This window comes from Bacillus sp. ABR, from assembly GCF_056172715.1.
In genome coordinates, this window is record NZ_JAOYSL010000001.1 from 225650 (window position 1) to 241144 (window position 15495).

At 44.2% G+C, this 15495-nt stretch carries 18 protein-coding genes; 15 read left to right on the top strand and 3 right to left on the bottom strand.

From position 1 onward, the window contains the following. The first annotated feature begins 6 nt into the window (after positions 1 to 6). The 4 genes from OIT90_RS01045 (at position 7) to OIT90_RS01060 (ending at position 2228) form a co-directional block, all read left to right on the top strand. Complete coding sequence (locus OIT90_RS01045; protein ID WP_268464974.1) at positions 7 to 330, top strand: PTS sugar transporter subunit IIB; 324 nt, start codon at positions 7 to 9, stop codon at positions 328 to 330. Positions 331 to 349: 19 nt separating this feature from the next. Then, positions 350 to 679 (top strand): PTS sugar transporter subunit IIA, encoded by a 330-nt coding sequence (locus OIT90_RS01050; RefSeq protein WP_024423898.1) that lies wholly within the window; start codon positions 350 to 352, stop codon positions 677 to 679. A gap of 65 nt (positions 680 to 744) precedes the next feature. Further along, positions 745 to 1593 (top strand): polysaccharide deacetylase family protein, encoded by an 849-nt coding sequence (locus OIT90_RS01055; protein WP_394721349.1) that lies wholly within the window; start codon positions 745 to 747, stop codon positions 1591 to 1593. 266 nt (positions 1594 to 1859) lie between these two features. Then, positions 1860 to 2228: a VOC family protein gene (locus tag OIT90_RS01060; protein ID WP_024423896.1), complete on the top strand. Its 369-nt coding sequence runs from the start codon at positions 1860 to 1862 to the stop codon at positions 2226 to 2228. 44 nt (positions 2229 to 2272) lie between these two features. Here OIT90_RS01060 and ribD read toward each other — a convergent pair whose 3' ends face one another. Genes ribD through OIT90_RS01075 form a run of 3 tightly spaced genes read right to left on the bottom strand, consistent with a single transcriptional unit; the run spans position 2273 to position 4983 of the window. Then, on the bottom strand, positions 2273 to 3364 hold the full coding sequence (ribD, locus tag OIT90_RS01065) for a bifunctional diaminohydroxyphosphoribosylaminopyrimidine deaminase/5-amino-6-(5-phosphoribosylamino)uracil reductase RibD (protein ID WP_041087597.1): 1092 nt from the start codon (positions 3362 to 3364) through the stop codon (positions 2273 to 2275). Beyond that, positions 3351 to 4112, bottom strand: coding sequence for a GTP cyclohydrolase II (locus tag OIT90_RS01070; RefSeq protein ID WP_024427515.1), 762 nt, complete (start codon positions 4110 to 4112; stop codon positions 3351 to 3353). Before OIT90_RS01070 ends, ribD begins: the two co-directional genes overlap by 14 nt. 16 nt (positions 4113 to 4128) lie before the next feature. Next, positions 4129 to 4983 carry a VOC family protein gene (locus OIT90_RS01075; protein ID WP_047202941.1) on the bottom strand — a complete coding sequence of 285 codons (855 nt, stop codon included), beginning with the start codon at positions 4981 to 4983 and terminating at the stop codon, positions 4129 to 4131. 177 nt (positions 4984 to 5160) lie between these two features. On the opposite strand from OIT90_RS01075, the gene OIT90_RS01080 reads away from it, so the two are divergent. From OIT90_RS01080 to isdG, 11 genes are all read left to right on the top strand, one after another. Next, positions 5161 to 5493, top strand: coding sequence for a winged helix-turn-helix transcriptional regulator (locus tag OIT90_RS01080; RefSeq protein ID WP_144491631.1), 333 nt, complete (start codon positions 5161 to 5163; stop codon positions 5491 to 5493). A gap of 370 nt (positions 5494 to 5863) precedes the next feature. Further along, on the top strand, positions 5864 to 6322 hold the full coding sequence (locus OIT90_RS01085) for an NEAT domain-containing protein (protein ID WP_048237822.1): 459 nt from the start codon (positions 5864 to 5866) through the stop codon (positions 6320 to 6322). 20 nt (positions 6323 to 6342) lie between these two features. Next, on the top strand, positions 6343 to 6996 hold the full coding sequence (isdC, locus tag OIT90_RS01090) for a heme uptake protein IsdC (protein WP_144493886.1): 654 nt from the start codon (positions 6343 to 6345) through the stop codon (positions 6994 to 6996). Between the two features lie 19 nt (positions 6997 to 7015). Beyond that, the gene (locus tag OIT90_RS01095) at positions 7016 to 8851 is read left to right on the top strand and encodes an NEAT domain-containing protein (RefSeq protein ID WP_144493887.1); all 1836 of its coding nucleotides are present in this window, start codon (positions 7016 to 7018) and stop codon (positions 8849 to 8851) included. Positions 8852 to 8927: 76 nt separating this feature from the next. Further along, a complete protein-coding gene (isdE, locus tag OIT90_RS01100; protein ID WP_059377273.1) occupies positions 8928 to 9815 on the top strand; it encodes a heme ABC transporter substrate-binding protein IsdE in 888 nt (295 codons plus the stop codon). A 34-nt stretch (positions 9816 to 9849) separates the two neighbouring features. Then, the gene (locus tag OIT90_RS01105; protein ID WP_058838449.1) at positions 9850 to 10836 is read left to right on the top strand and encodes a FecCD family ABC transporter permease; all 987 of its coding nucleotides are present in this window, start codon (positions 9850 to 9852) and stop codon (positions 10834 to 10836) included. Beyond that, positions 10823 to 11593 carry an ABC transporter ATP-binding protein gene (locus OIT90_RS01110; RefSeq protein ID WP_064498835.1) on the top strand — a complete coding sequence of 257 codons (771 nt, stop codon included), beginning with the start codon at positions 10823 to 10825 and terminating at the stop codon, positions 11591 to 11593. The genes OIT90_RS01105 and OIT90_RS01110 overlap by 14 nt, the downstream gene beginning before the upstream one ends. Before the next feature lie 26 nt (positions 11594 to 11619). Beyond that, entirely contained in the window at positions 11620 to 12369 is a 750-nt protein-coding gene (gene srtB / locus OIT90_RS01115) for a class B sortase (protein ID WP_474892170.1), read from the top strand. Between the two features lie 18 nt (positions 12370 to 12387). Further along, complete coding sequence (locus tag OIT90_RS01120; protein ID WP_474892171.1) at positions 12388 to 13326, top strand: ABC transporter substrate-binding protein; 939 nt, start codon at positions 12388 to 12390, stop codon at positions 13324 to 13326. Further along, positions 13323 to 14336, top strand: coding sequence for a FecCD family ABC transporter permease (locus tag OIT90_RS01125; protein WP_047202949.1), 1014 nt, complete (start codon positions 13323 to 13325; stop codon positions 14334 to 14336). The genes OIT90_RS01120 and OIT90_RS01125 overlap by 4 nt, the downstream gene beginning before the upstream one ends. Before the next feature lie 7 nt (positions 14337 to 14343). Then, positions 14344 to 15459, top strand: coding sequence for a heme oxygenase (gene isdG, locus OIT90_RS01130; protein WP_269199597.1), 1116 nt, complete (start codon positions 14344 to 14346; stop codon positions 15457 to 15459). Positions 15460 to 15495: the final 36 nt, after the last annotated feature.

The window sequence follows — 15495 nt, forward strand, 5'->3', positions numbered from 1 at the left end:
TGGGATATGAAACGAATCATTCTCGCTTGTGCAGCAGGAATGTCGACGTCCATTGTGGTGTCGAAAATGAAGGCCGCCGCAGAAGCTAAAGGGCTGGATTACTATATTTATGCTATACCTGAAGGAGCCATTGCGGATGAACTAGAAGAGCATGGAGAGGATGTAAAGGCGATTTTACTTGGACCGCAAGTAAGTTTTATGAAAAAAGCAGCAGAAAAAACAGCGGCACCTTATCAAATCCCTGTCGATGTCGTCAATGTGAGATTATACGGAACAGCAAACGGAGAAAAAATCCTAAATCATGCACTGAAACTAGCAAATGAATCTTGAGTAATTGGAGGAGAAGCAGATGACGGTATTAGAGGAAATGCAGGGAGCAGCCTTTCAAATCATTGCCCATGCAGGCGAGGCAAGAAGTCATTATGTAGAAGCGATTCGTCTAGCAAGAGCTGATGATTTTGAAAAAGCGCAGCAGTTGATCGAAAAAGGGGAGGAAGCGTTTCGAAGCATCCACAACCTGCACTTGTCGCTGATTCAAAAAGAAGCGGCAGGTGAACAGCTTCCGTTTTCTTTACTGCTGATACACGCAGAAGATCAAATGCTCACAACAGAGACCATTCATCTGCTCGCCATCGAGATGATCGAAATGTGTAAAAAAATGAATACCCTGTCAAAATAGATATCAATGAATAACCAATTTCTGTTATAATCATTCGGTAGATAAAGAGAAAGCAGGATTGGTGAATGAAGAAAACATGTATGCTGATGACGGTTGGTCTTATGCTGCTGCTCATTTCGGGCTGTACGGGAATGAAGGAGCAGGCGGAAGGAAGCCAGCAAGTCGTCAAAGAGGAAAAGGGTCCATTACAAACAAAAGATATGCATCAGAAAAAAGAAACGGCAGTGATAAAGACACAAAACTGGATGAAGCAAAAGGAGCCGGTCGAGCTTCCAATTTTGATGTATCACAGCATCTCAAGCGGTAACTCGTTACGTGTGCCAAAGAGCGAATTTGCATCCCATATGAAATGGCTGAAGGACAACGACTATGTCACACTGTCGCCAGAAGAGGCGTACCGCGTTTTCACAACAAATTCGATGCCAAGTAAGAAGAGTGTCCTCATTACATTTGATGATGGATATACGGATAACTATACAAAGGCATTTCCGATTTTAAAACAGCATGGAATGAAAGCAACGATTTTCATGATTGAGCAATCCATTGGCCGTCCGAATCACTTAACGGATGAGCAAATGGATGAGATGATCGCACATGGGATCTCGATTGAGAGTCATACGATTCATCATTTAGAGCTCAATCAATTATCAAAGCAGCAGCAGGAAGAGGAGTTAAAAGGATCAAAGACATTCTTTGATCAGCGATTTTCTCAGCGTACGAGAATGGTCAGCTATCCTGTTGGGCGCTATAATGAAGAGACGTTGAAGCTGGCGAAGGAAGCCGGATACCAAATGGCTGTTACCACTGAACCAGGACATGCGAAGAAGGAACAAGGCATGATGTCCTTGCACCGCATCCGCATTTCACCGGGACTTTCACCAGAAAGCTTTGGCAGGCTGGTTGAAGCGAAGTAACGATCAATGTTTCACATGAAACATTTTACGACAAGTTTCATCAAAATGAATCATGATATATCTTGGTTTCAAATGTCATGACAAGAGACACTTAGATGGACAGAACTTTCATGACCATGGGAGTTCTGTTTTTGAAAAAAATACTGCATTCAAACCCTGCATCTTATGAAACACCTCAAAGAAAGTCTTCAAGTATCAAGCCCACCAATGAAGAAACAATCAAACTACATTGAAAAACCAATTGAGAACAGAAAGGGGAGGGAAATATGTCAAACTTTTTTGGAATCGACCATGTTCAACTAGCTGCCCCAAAAGGCAGTGAAGAGAAAGCTCGTTTGTTTTTTGGCGAAATTTTAGGGATGAAAGAAATACCTAAGCCTAGTAATTTAGCTAAACGTGGAGGAGTCTGGTTCCAATGCGGTCATCATCAGCTTCACATTGGCATTCAGGAACATTTTCAAGCTGCAAAGAAAGCTCATCCAGCTTTTCTTGTAAAGAGTCTATCAGAATTAAAAGAGGTATTATTGAAGCATCAGATTAGTATAAAAGAAGATGAGCCATTGGAGGGAGCCAATCGGTTTTATGTAGAAGATCCATTTGGGAATCGAATTGAGTTTTTAGAGAGAAGAGACTAGAAGACAAAAATAAGGCTGTCGAGATTTCCTCGACAGCCTACTTGTTATTGATAAACGGGATAGCCCGTCATTTTGATATCTTTCCCGAGTGGTTCCACGGCGAGTTGATCCAGTTCAATGGCATCACTCATGAGGCGTATGCCTTCGCCTCCGAAAAAGGAAGGGGAAAGTCGTCCGCCAATGAGTTTAGGCGCCATATAGATGACCAATTTATCTACAAGCTGCTGTTCTAAGAAAGAGGCGTTAATCTGGCCGCCGCCTTCAATCATGAGGGAGGAGATATTTTTTTCTCCCAGCACTTGAAGCACTTCCTGCAGGGGAACCCGCGTGTCGCTGTCTGTCATAAAGACACGGACGCCAGCTTCTTCTAAAGCCGCTCGTTTTTCCTCATCGGCTTGCTTTGTTGTAAAAATCCATGTAGGTGCCATCTGATCTGTGACGATCTTTGCTGTCAGTGGTGTTGACAGCTTAGAGTCTAAGACAATTCGAATCGGATTGTTTCCATTTGGAATCCGCGCAGTTAATGAAGGGTCATCGTGAATGACCGTTTGAGCACCGACCAAAATCGCATCATTGATACTGCGGATATGGTGAGCATCATAACGGGATGTCTCAGATGTAATCCACTTGCTGTCAGACGTGGCAGAGGCGATTTTCCCATCTAAGGTAATGCCCGCTTTGAGCGTCACGAAAGGTGTTTTTTTCGTAATAAAGTGATTAAATACTTCATTCATCAGTATGGATTCTTGTTCAAGTACGCCCGTGATAACTTGGATGCCCGCGTCTTGTAAAATGGCAATCCCGCGGCCAGCGACAAGTGGATTCGGATCAAGAGCCGCGACGACAACGGTTTCGACGCCGGCTTTCACAAGTGCTTCGGCACAAGGGCCTGTGCGCCCATGGTGGGAACAAGGCTCAAGGGTCACATAAATCGTGGCTCCTTTTGCCTTGTCTCCAGCCATGTTAAGTGCATGAATTTCAGCATGCGGTTCGCCAGCTTTCATATGAGCGCCGACGCCAACAATCTCATTCTCTCGCACAATCACAGCCCCGACGAGCGGGTTCGGAGATGTCTGACCTTTCATTGCCCGTGCATTATCAAGGGCTAGTTTCATATATCGCTCATGATGTGGCAATCGTACGCACCTCTTGCTCCGCCTTCATGTGACCTGAGCGGTTGATTTTTGTCTGCAAGTATTTTTCGTTAAATTCAGAGACATCTCCCCAAAGCGGAATGCGTCCAGAAAGAGATAAACCTGCATGGCTGATCGCATCTGTCTTTTTCGGGTTATTGGTAATGAGTCTGACCGGCTTTGTACGAAGTGTTTGAAGAACGGCAATGGCTTCTTCGTATTGACGTGTGTCATCTTCAAAACCAAGTGCTTCGTTCGCTTCTACTGTATCATAGCCGTTTTCTTGAAGAATATAAGCCATGGCTTTACTGAAAAGACCAATGCCGCGGCCTTCATGATTGGCTAAGTAAAACAGGGCTCCTGCTCCATTGTCCTCAATCATTCGCATAGACTGCTTCAATTGGAATCCACAGTCGCAGCGCTTGCTTCCGAAAATATCGCCAGTGTGGCAAATGGAATGCATACGGATAAGAGCTTCGTCAGCGTGCTCGAAATCCCCATACACAAGAACGCTTGACTGCTGATGATCAGCCAGCTGGCGGGACGAAAGGCTTTCAATTAAAGCTTCATCTGACAGTGGCTCTTTTCCATCGTCTTTTAACCATGAATACCAGTTAAACATCACGGTTCTGCCGTCTAAATTCACTGGCAGTTTAATGGGTCCAGTGATATAGATATACCCGTCTTCTTGCTGTACTCGTTTGATTTTATCTTTTAATATGGCTGTTTTAAGCTCTGTGTGTTTGTCCATATTCTGCACCTTCTTTTTAGTCTGTTTCTTCAATCTGTAAACGAACGAGAACGCCAAATGGATCAACAAATTCGCTGCTTTTTCCTGTCGTGTTGACTTGAGTGCCTGCTTTTGTCAGACGTTCGACGACGGATTGTCTGTCTGCTTCTTCTGGGAAAACCAGTGTATAGCTTCTAATTCCTGAAAAACGTGGATCAATGGCTCCTTTTCGTCCGCGTCCCCATGCATTAAAGGCAAGGTGGTGGTGGTACACACCAGCGGCGATAAATACGCTTGCTGGTGGAGCCATTCGGATATGAAAACCGAGCGTATTGACATAAAAGGAATCCGCTTCTTCTGGGTTGAGATGGAAATGCAAGTGTCCCATCACTGTACCGGCAGGGAGTCCTTCCCATGTGGTATCAGCTGCTTCTTGCAGGAGTCCATCTCCATCAAGCGGTGCATTTCCGCCACCTTTCAGTTCTCCATGCTCACCGACCCAAATGTCCTGAGGACGGTCAGCATAAATTTCTACGCCAATGCCGTCAGGATCACTTAAATAAATGGCTTCACTGAAAAAGTGATCGCTTGCTCCAATTAAAGGATAGCCTTTTTTGATTACATGTGCCAGCCATGTGCCCAGGTTTTTTCTGGTAGGTAATAAAACAGCAAAATGATAAAGTCCTGGCTCATGATCAGGCTTTTCTTTCAGTTGTGCATCTTCTTTTAACAAAAGAATCGGTTCCTTTGCATTGCTGCCAAGTGTCACCGTGGAATCTGTCTTTTCTAATATAGAAAATCCTAAAATGTCTGTATAAAAAGGTAAAGAACGATCAAAGCTGGACACATGTAATTCTGTTACACCCAGCCTTAGCTGCTCAATTGTCTTCAAGCTCGGTCATCTCCTTCATGATATATGCATCGGCATGTTCAAATGTTTTTGAAAATCTATAAAAAATGAATACCTTGTTACTTTTAGTAACTAAACTATATAATAGTTAGTGACTTATTTCAAGTAATTAATTGTGTTATAATAAAAAAAAGAGAAAAAAGCAGGAGGGAGTAAGATATGGCTCAAGTAGATGGCTGTCCAATTACAGATGCCATGGAGATTCTAGGCAAGAAGTGGGTCATTCTCATCATCAATCAGCTTCTGACAGGGCCTAAGCGTTTTTGTCAGCTTGAAAATGAAATGAACATCAGCGGAAGATTACTATCAGAAAGGCTGAAGGATTTAGAAGCTGAGGGACTTGTTGAGAAAAAAGTATTCCCCGATATTCCAGTACGGATTGAATACGAATTAACAGTTCAAGGGAAGAAAATTGAACCGATTATTCGTGAAATGTATGCTTGGTCTTTAGATCGTAAACACAGCAAAATAGAGGAACATGTTTCATCTTAATCCATTTCGATCAGTGTGTCTGATCGAAATTTTTTTGTGTGATTTTCCAGAAAACTAAGACAATAGTATGAAAAATGATGTTGACAATCATTTCATGCATTATATAATATCAAGGAGAAGAGGGTTCTTTTCCCTGTAATGGAATGGAGGTTATGCCATGGTATTATAAATGGGACAGATTGCCTAAAACTCGTATCAATCCATCATTTAGAAGCAGACATCTTTGACTTTTAGGAAGCAAAGATTTATTTTTTTAACTCAATTGATAATGATTATCATAATCATCTATAAGTGTGTTCCAGCACTTGTGAAGGTTATTTTTTTTATTATCTATTGAGAATAATTATCAATATCATTTAGGAGGGTTCACATGAAAGTCATTCGTTCAACATCACCCGTATTATTATTCCTTAGTTTTGTTCTATTATTTGCTCTAGCACCTGTTAGCTCGGCCTCAGCAGCTGGCTTAGCAGATGGTCAATATTCAGCGCAATATGTGGTATGGAAGGCAGATAGCGATTCGACTTCAACAGCGAATACGTATTTTGAAAAACCAGCCAAGCTTGTCGTAAAGGATGGAAAAATCAAAGCACAAGTCACGTTAACGAACAGCTCTTGGATCACAAGCTTTAAAACGCTCGATCAAGGTGTCTACAAAGATGCGAAGGTGATCAGTACAAATACAGCTGCGAATAAGAGAACAGTAGAATTCAATGTGAACAGCCTGACTGAGGTTGTACCAGCAAAAGTGAGTGTGACTGTACCAGCCATCGGATATACTGGCAATTACGACATTCGCCTCAAGTTTGATGCGCCATCTGTTCAATAGAAAGGGAGGAAATTCGCTTGATGAAAAAAAGAATGAGGCTGTCAGTCTTCATGGCGGTTTTTTTACTGGCACTTATGCTGCCTTTTTCAAACGCACAGGCTGCCGCATTAAAGGATGGTACATACTCCGTCAATTATACAGTGCTAAAAGCTGAAGGAAATGCAGTCTCAATGGCAAATGATTACTGGTTGAAGCCAGCAAAAGTGATAGCGAAAAATGGAAACCTGACAGTACAAATGACGATTAAAAATAGCAGCTGGGTAACGGAATTTAAAGTGCCGGGAAATGGCGGCTATGTCGATACAACCGTTCTCTCAACAAATAAAAAAGCCAATACAAGGCTCGTTCAGTTCCAAGCTCAAAGCTTGTCTAAACCGATCAAGTCCAAAATTCATGTCACTGTGAAATCTGCTGATTATGATCATGATTACACCATTCAGCTGAAATTCGATGAAAGCAGCATCAAGTCACTTTCGTCTAACAGTGCAAATCAATCAACGGGTGCAGCAGAAAGTAAGCAGCCAACAAAAGAATCAACGAAAAAAGCTGATTCATCCACAACGAAACAAGAAGAAAATCCTCAAACGGGTGATACAAGCCAAACAGGGTGGCTCCTTGTGCTTGTCTTATGTTCTGGCGGGTTTTTAGCAAGAAAGTGGATCATCAAGCATTAACGGAAGGAAGTGTCACCATTTGAAACGTCTTTTTCATCTAAAGGCAGCCATTCTGCTTGTTTTATTCAGTTTGTTGACTGCGTTTCAGATTCCTCAAGGAACAGCTCAAGCGGCATCATTCGTTGATGGGGAATACACAGTCGGATTCACCATTTTAAAAGATGGTACCTCAGAAGCGTCTATGATGGATACCTATACAGAAAAGCCAGCTAAGCTGATTGTGGAAAATGGCAAGACAACAGCTTATGTCACACTGAAACAAAGCCAAGAAATTACAGACTTCAAGGTTGAACAAAATGGTGCGCTCGTCACCACTGAAACAGTCAGTGAGGATGAAACAGCCAATACACGTGTGATCAAATTTGATGTCGCCGACTTATCAGCGAAATTAAACGGCTGGGTGAAAATTTACTGGGATTTAGGCGGCTTTATTTATGACGAAGCATATGACGTACAGCTTGCATTCGATCAAAGCAGCTTAACACTCGTTACGCCTGCAAAACCAGACGATAACGAAACAAAACCAGATGATCAAAACGGTACAAAACCAGACGACAATGAAACTAAACCGGATGACCAAAACGGTACAAAGCCAGATGATCAAAACGGTACAAAGCCAGATGATAACGAAACAAAGCCGGATGATCAAAACGGTACAAAACCAGACGATCAATCGACAACACCAGGCAATAACAATGGCACAAAACCAGATGATTCTGCGCAAAATCAATTAAAAGATGGCGTATATCGTATCAATTACAGTGTGCTAAAAGGGGATACGGATGAAGCATCTCGAATGAATCAATACTTCTCACATCCCGCATCCTTAACCGTCAAAAATGGAAAGCAGACCATTTCCTTTACGGTGAAGGATCATAAGTCTGTCGCTTCTTTGAAAACAGAGAAAAACGGTTCTTATCAAGAAGCAAAGATAGTGAGCACAGATGAAGCGAAGAATACAAGAGTGGTTTCATTCGATGCTGCTGATTTGAAAAAAGCGGTGAAAGGAAAAGTACACATTGTAGTAGCAGCCGCTAACTATGACCAAACCTACGATATTCGTTTTCAATTTGACTCAAAGAGTATCGCTCCAGTGAAGGACGGACAGGTGGTAGAGGAAGAACCACCAGCTACACCAGAAACGCCAAAACCAAATACACCATCACCAGAAACAAATAACAGCGGAGCTGATCAAGAGACTACTCAGCTAAAAGATGGTGTATACAAGCTTCCTTTCTCAATGAAGAAAGCAGACAAGGATGAGCTTTCCCGCATGAACGATTACGTCGTGAGCCCTGCGACACTGGTTGTGAAAAATGGCCGCCATTTCGTTTCATATAAAGTGAAAAACAGCTCAGCCATCACGTCATTCCAAGTAGGAACAGGCGGAAAGTTTGAAGAGACACTTGTCGCGAAAACAGATCAAAAAGCAGATACACGTGTCATTCAATATGAAGCAAAAAGTTTAAGCAGTGCTCAGGCTGCACGCGTAAAAATTGATATTCCAGCTGCGAACTACCATGAGCAGTACGATGTCAAACTTGTCTATGACACAAAAGGAATCGCTCTCGGTGAGGGAAGCGGAATTTCAACGGTCATTGGAGACGATGAGAGTATCGGATTTATCAAAAATCCAAATGATCACGATTCTCAAACAACTCAACTTGAGAATGTAGCACCAGAGGAAACGGGTGCGGAGCAGATGACATTTACGCCATCAGATGACCAAACCAAATCTGAGTCTGGACAGCTGAATCCGAAAACGGGAGATACCTCTCTTCTTTGGGTGTATATTCTTTTATTCGGCGGTTCGTTATTCGTACTCGTCAGAAAATATCAAACACGGATAAGATAGTTCGTTTTATTTTAAGTGAGATGCGCCTTTTTCCTCGGCGCATCCACTCTCTTTTTTCGAAAGGAGGCTTCTGTTTTTGAAGCATCGAATGTTATGTACCTTGATCGCTGCCTTCAGTGTGTGCATGATCTTATCGGGCTGCTCACAGTCAGCTGAAAGCTCAGCAAAAGGCAAAAAAAGCGCTGAATCAAGTGAGCGTATTGTAGCAACGACTGTAGCAGCCGCGGAGATCATGGATGCTTTAGAGGTTGATCTTGTTGGGGTGCCAACAAGTCAAAAATCCTTGCCAGCTCGTTACAAAGGACTGCCGGAAGTCGGCAATCCCATGAGCCCGGACATGGAAATCATCCAATCACTTCAACCGACAGATGTCCTGTCTGTCACAACCCTTCAATATGATTTAGAGAAACCCTTTCAGCAAGCAGGTGTCCCTGCCACATACTTAAATCTCGAGAGTATGGCCAACATGGAGAAGGCCATCACGAAGCTTGGGGATAAGTATGACAGGAAGAAGCAGGCTGAGCGCATTGTGTCTGCGTTTGAGCAAAAAAAGAAAGACATACAAGAGAAGACAAAAGGAAAACGCAAGCCGTCCGTTCTGATTTTGCTTGGTGTGCCAGGAAGTTATTTGGTGGCGACAGAAAATTCATATATTGGTGATCTTGTACGTATCGCAGGAGGAAAGAACATTGTGGAAGGCGAGAAAATGGAGTATTTGGAATCCAATACGGAGTATTTACAAAAAGCGAATCCAGATATCATACTCCGAGCCGCACATGGGATGCCGGATGAAGTCGTCAAAATGTTTGATCAAGAATTTAAAACAAATGACATCTGGAAACATTTTAATGCGGTCAAACAAGACCGGGTGTATGACCTCGAAGAAAGCTTATTCGGGACAACAGGTAATTTAAAGGCAGCAGAGGCATTAGATGAATTGACTCGTATGTTGTATCCGTCATAAGTTTGCGAATCTTAATGATAAAAGGACGTTCAAGATGAAAAAAACAGGATTTTTATTTCTGATAGTCAGTCTCTTACTGGTCTGCGTGTTTATTTATTCAGCCATTACTGGGAGCATTCATGTCACCCCCATTGAATTAATAGAAGGGCTCATCACCGGTCAACATGCACAGGTAGAAATCATTAAAGATTTGAGAATCCCCCGCGTGCTCATCGCGATGTTTACAGGGGCCGCCTTATCTGTCTCCGGTGTACTGCTGCAGTCGGTCATGAGGAATCCGTTAGCTGATGCCGGCGTCATTGGGATTTCATCAGGAGCCAGCTTCTTTTCATTAATGGCGATTACAGCGCTTCCTCAATTTTATTTCTACTCACCTTTATTTTCGGTATTAGGCGGGGCGATTGCGTGTTTCCTCGTGTACGTTCTGTCTTGGAAGGGTGGTTTAAGCCCGATCCGCATGATCTTAGTTGGGATTGCCATCAATGCCATGTTTACTGGGATGGCTGAAGCTTTTGTGACCATTTGCAGCTATTTCAATATCACAATTAATCAGTCAGGACAGTCGAATCTCACGATGAAAACGTGGGGAGATGTCCGTTTAATCGGTGTTTATGGTGTCGTTGGCCTTGTCGTGGCACTTTTCTTCAGCAGATGGTGTAACCTGTTGGCTCTTCAAGACAAGACAGCGAAAAACTTAGGCTTGCGTGTGACCAGAATGCGCCTTTTGATTTCCATCACAGCCGTTTTACTTGCGGCAGTGACAGCAGCAGTAGCGGGCGTAATAGCTTTTGTCGGCTTGCTCATTCCGCACATTTCAAGAAGGCTTGTCGGCTCGGATCACCGAGTACTGATTCCATTTTCTGCGTTAAGCGGGGCTTTGCTTATTTTGACGGCTGATACGCTTGGTAGGACGCTTGTGGCGCCAAATGAGATTCCTGCTTCTACGATCATGGCCGTGATTGGCGGGCCGTTTCTGATCTTTTTATTAAGAAGGGGGGACCGTCTCCATGGACATTCGTGAGGTGTCATTCTCATATGACCAGCAGAAGGACATCGTTCAATCGGTCACAACACAGATTGAAAAGGGGAAAATCACAACCATTATCGGTCCAAATGGATCGGGAAAATCCACACTGCTTTCCTTAATGGCAAATAATCATTGTCCAAATAAAGGGCAGATTCACTTAGACGGGCAAGCTCTGAATGCGTTCAAGCCAAAGGAGCTGGCAAAAAAGCTGGCTGTCGTCCATCAGCAAAATGAAGCACCTCTTGATTTAACGATCGAACGGGTCGTGGCATTCGGCAGAACGCCGTACCAGACAATGCGCGGAGGAGACAAGGAAGAGGATGAGAGAGCGATAGAGTGGGCGCTGTCCAGTACAAAGCTAACGGACAAACGAAAGGTGCCGCTCGCCTCACTGTCAGGTGGAGAGCGGCAGCGTGTATGGATTGCGATGGCACTTGCGCAAAAAACACCGATCCTTTTCTTAGATGAACCGACAACTTATTTGGATATCTACTATCAATTTGACATTCTTGAGCTGATTCGTGAGCTGAATGCCAGGCATGGATTAACCATTGTCATGGTGCTCCACGATATGAATCAGGCTGTCCGCTACAGCGATATCATCATAGCGATGAAGGATGGACAGATTATCAGTGAAGGACAGCCAAACGATGTGTTAACAGAAGAGAACGTACGGCACATTTATGATGTGTCCGTCACGATTCGACAGGATGCAGAAACAGGGATGTACATCGTGCCTGTTGGTATATAAGCTGGGCAAAAAGCAGGTGAAACAGTGTGAAAAGAGGAAAACGGCTCTGGCAGCGGATGCTGACGATCGTCTGTTTAGGTGTATTTATTTATAGCGGTACAGCCATCGGCTTCGAACTTTTCGGTTATTATCAAAATTGCCAGGTGCTTGCAAAGGCCCAGACGATGTATGGACGTGAAGAAATGAATGAAAAACGGGAGTCGGGAAAGATCCGTTCGTCATTTGATGAGCTGCGGAAGGTGAATGAGGACATTGTCGGCTGGATCAATATGGAGGATACGATGATTCAGTATCCGATCGTTCAATCTCGCGATAATGCGTTCTACTTAACTCGTAATTATTTAAAAAACGACACCCGGGCAGGCAGTATCTTTATGGATTATCGTAATGATGTCCTGCATGAAAGCCCAAATACAGTGGTGTACGGCCATCGGATGAGGGATGGATCCATGTTTGCTGGACTCACAAACTATCTAAAAAAAGATTTCTTTAATGAGCACCGGACATTTCAGTACGATACGCTGTATCAAAGCTATGAAGCGGAGATTTTTGCCGTGTATGAAACAACGGTTGATTTCGATTATATTCAAACCGATTTTCAGGATCTTGGCGAATATGCCCATTACTTGCAAGCTGTGCGCAAGAAATCAATCTATCAAACGAAGACAGACGTGTCCACAGATGACCTCATCCTCACCTTATCGACCTGTGATCATGTGCTTGCACCTAAAAACGGGCGTCTCGTGGTACAGGCAAAGCTAAAGAAAGTTTACTAGAAAAGGAGAGACATACGGTTGAAATTTTCACATGTGATCTTGGCGGGACTCGTCTTAATGCTTCTCCTCGGCGGATGCAGTCAGGCAGCACCTGTAGAGAAAGAAAGCGCGGCAGGAGCGCTGAAGATAAAGGATTTTACCGGAAGAACGCTGTCATTTGATGAATCCCCTCAGCGTATTGTCGCCTTATCGACCGGGGACTTGAGCATTCTATATGCTTTAGGCGGTGAGGTGGTCGGCAGGCCAACTGCCGAGTTACCAGACAGCTTACAAAAGGCAAAGTCCGTACAAACGATTGGCACAACGCATCAATTTGATGTAGAGCTGATCACAAGCCTACAACCTGATGTTGTGCTTGGAAATGAACAATTAAACAGCAAGGACATCTCGACAATAGAAGGAATTGGTTCACAGTTTCTTTTGACAAGCGCCAATTCAGTGAAGGACATCCAGCGCCAAATTTCGTTATTTGGGGAGTTGCTTGGGAAGCAGCAAAAGGCTAAAGCACTCAATGATCAAATTGATGAGCGGAAAAAGCAGGTCAAGCAGCCTAAGAAAAAAGTAAAAACACTCGTTGTGTACGGTGCACCCGGCACATATATGGCGGCGCTTCCTCAATCCTTAAGCGGAGATTTATTGCATATCGCCGGGGGTGCAAACATTGCTGAGAATGAACCGGCACTCGAAAAATTCCCTCAATACGCCCAAATCAATGCAGAAATGGTGATCGAAGCCGATCCTGATCTCATTCTGCTCATGACACACAGCAATCCTGAAGATGTGAAAGCGGGCTTTATGAGTGAAATGAAACAAAATGCAGCATGGCACGACGTATCAGCTGTCAAAAATGGTCGCGTGGAGATTTTGCCTAGTGATTTATTCGGGACGAATCCAGGCGCAGACGTCATCAAGGCGATTGATGAACTAGAAAAGAGATTGAAGCGATTGTCATCATGAAGGTGAATGCAGAGTTAGATTTTCAAAAAAGACAGTCGAGACGAAGGTGGCTGATACCAGGACTGCTTCTTTCGCTAGGTGTGGGCATATGTCTAGGGCTTGCATTAGGTTCTGTTCAATTATCGCTGCCAGATTTGATCGCTGCTTTGACGGGATCAGGCCAGCCTGTCCATGAAAAGATCGTCATGGATTTACGCCTGCCGCGCGTTCTCATAGGCTTCATCGTCGGGGCCTGTCTCGCAGCATCAGGAGCGATTTTACAAGGAGTCGTCCGAAATCCACTCGCTGATCCCGGCATCATCGGTGTGACCGCCGGCGGTGGGTTAGCTGCTGTACTCAGCATGATTGTGTTCCCACAATTCACATATCTGCTTCCAGCGGCTGCCTTTCTTGGCGCTTTATTAGCGGCACTCGTTGTGTATATCCTGTCGTTTGACCAAGGGGTTTCGCCACTGAAATTGATTCTGGCGGGAGTGGCAGTCAATGCCCTGCTTGGTGCGGTCATGAATGGGTTGATGGTGCTTTATAGTGAGCGTGTGCAGGCTGTTCTGCCTTTTTTATCAGGAGGATTAAATGGACGGAGCTGGCATCATCTGAGCTTTGTGTCACCCTATGCGCTTGCCGGTTTGTGTCTTTGTTTTTTTGCGATCAAGCCCGCAAATCTCCTTTTGCTTGGTGATGAGTCAGCGCAGCTGCTTGGCCTTAGAGTCGAGAGAACCCGATTTTTCTTAATTGCACTGGCGGCGCTTTTGGCGGGTGCGGCTGTAAGCGTGAGCGGTTTAATTGGATTTGTCGGTCTTGTCGTCCCTCATTTTATCCGCCTTTTAATTGGAGATGACTACCGGTACCTGCTTCCGATCTCAATGCTTGGCGGCGGCGTACTTGTGGTCTTTGCTGATACAGCAGCACGGGTATGGTTTACACCGGTTGAACTGCCTGTGGGTATTCTGCTTGCCTGTATCGGTGCACCTTTCTTCCTCTATTTATTAAAAAAGAAAGGGAGGGGTTAAGTTGGATGTGATTGCGATGGATGACGTGAGCCTCAGTCAAGGAGGCTTTCGGCTGTCGTCTATTTCAGCAGCTGTGCCTAAAGGGAGTGTAACAGGAATTATTGGACCGAATGGGTCAGGGAAGTCGACGTTTATTAAAGCGGCCGCACGCCTTACGTCGATCGAAAGCGGCATGATTTATATTCACGATATCCCGCAAAAAGAAATGACAGCCCAGGAGATTGCACAGGAAATCGCCGTTCTAATGCAGACGAGAACTGCCATCCCATCGATGACAGTACGTGAGCTGGTTGCACTTGGACGCAGTCCGCATCGTTCGATCTGGAAAAAGAGCTCGCAGACAGATCAGGAAGCGATAGAGTGGGCGCTTGATGTGACAAATAGCCGCGTGAATGAAAACAGGATGCTGCATACATTGTCAGGCGGAGAAAGGCAGAAGGCGTATATTGCAATGGCACTGGCTCAGAAAACAGAGACGATTATTCTGGATGAGCCTACCACTTACTTAGATATTGCGCACCAGCTTGATTTACTAGAGCTGCTCAAACAGCTGAATGAAACGCATGGGATCACCATTTTAATGGTTCTTCATGACCTGCAGCAGGCAGCAAAATATTGTGACCGCCTGATTGCGATGAAGCGTGGTCAGGTTTACCAAATAGGGACACCAAACGAAGTATTAACAGAAAACTTTTTCAAAGAAGTCTTTGGGATTCAGGCAGAGGTTCACTTAGATGGAGAGCATCCGCTCATTATCCCAATCGCTTCGATCCAACAACAAAAGGGAGATGAATCAAACATGATCATTGTAAACAACCAGGTTAGAGTAGAAAAAGGCAGTGCAGACCACCTTGTCAAGCGTTTTAACAAGCAGGGACAAGTAGAATTCATGGAAGGATTTTTAGGCATGGAAGTTTGGGTCACACAGCAGACAACCGATTACGATGAAGTGACCATTCATACCCGCTGGAATCGAAAAGAAGATTTTGTGAACTGGACAAAATCTCAGGCATTTGGAGATGCACACGCTCATGGAAAAGCGAAACCTGAAGGACTATTAAAAAACAAAATTACGTATTATGAAGTGCAAGTCACGAGACCTGCATTACAGAAAAAAGCCTAAAAAAGAAACACAGCGCTGCGGTCCACATGCAGCGCT

Excerpts from the sequence above, each read along its gene's own strand:
- OIT90_RS01045 (WP_268464974.1), top strand. The coding sequence starts at position 7 with ATGAAACGAATCATTCTCGCTTGTGCAGCAGGAATGTCGACGTCCATT.
- OIT90_RS01050 (WP_024423898.1), top strand. The coding sequence starts at position 350 with ATGACGGTATTAGAGGAAATGCAGGGAGCAGCCTTTCAAATCATTGCC.
- OIT90_RS01055 (WP_394721349.1), top strand. The coding sequence starts at position 745 with ATGAAGAAAACATGTATGCTGATGACGGTTGGTCTTATGCTGCTGCTC.
- OIT90_RS01060 (WP_024423896.1), top strand. The coding sequence starts at position 1,860 with ATGTCAAACTTTTTTGGAATCGACCATGTTCAACTAGCTGCCCCAAAA.
- OIT90_RS01070 (WP_024427515.1), bottom strand. The coding sequence starts at position 4,112 with ATGGACAAACACACAGAGCTTAAAACAGCCATATTAAAAGATAAAATC.
- OIT90_RS01080 (WP_144491631.1), top strand. The coding sequence starts at position 5,161 with ATGGCTCAAGTAGATGGCTGTCCAATTACAGATGCCATGGAGATTCTA.
- OIT90_RS01085 (WP_048237822.1), top strand. The coding sequence starts at position 5,864 with ATGAAAGTCATTCGTTCAACATCACCCGTATTATTATTCCTTAGTTTT.
- isdC (WP_144493886.1), top strand. The coding sequence starts at position 6,343 with ATGAAAAAAAGAATGAGGCTGTCAGTCTTCATGGCGGTTTTTTTACTG.
- OIT90_RS01105 (WP_058838449.1), top strand. The coding sequence starts at position 9,850 with ATGAAAAAAACAGGATTTTTATTTCTGATAGTCAGTCTCTTACTGGTC.
- OIT90_RS01110 (WP_064498835.1), top strand. The coding sequence starts at position 10,823 with ATGGACATTCGTGAGGTGTCATTCTCATATGACCAGCAGAAGGACATC.
- OIT90_RS01125 (WP_047202949.1), top strand. The coding sequence starts at position 13,323 with ATGAAGGTGAATGCAGAGTTAGATTTTCAAAAAAGACAGTCGAGACGA.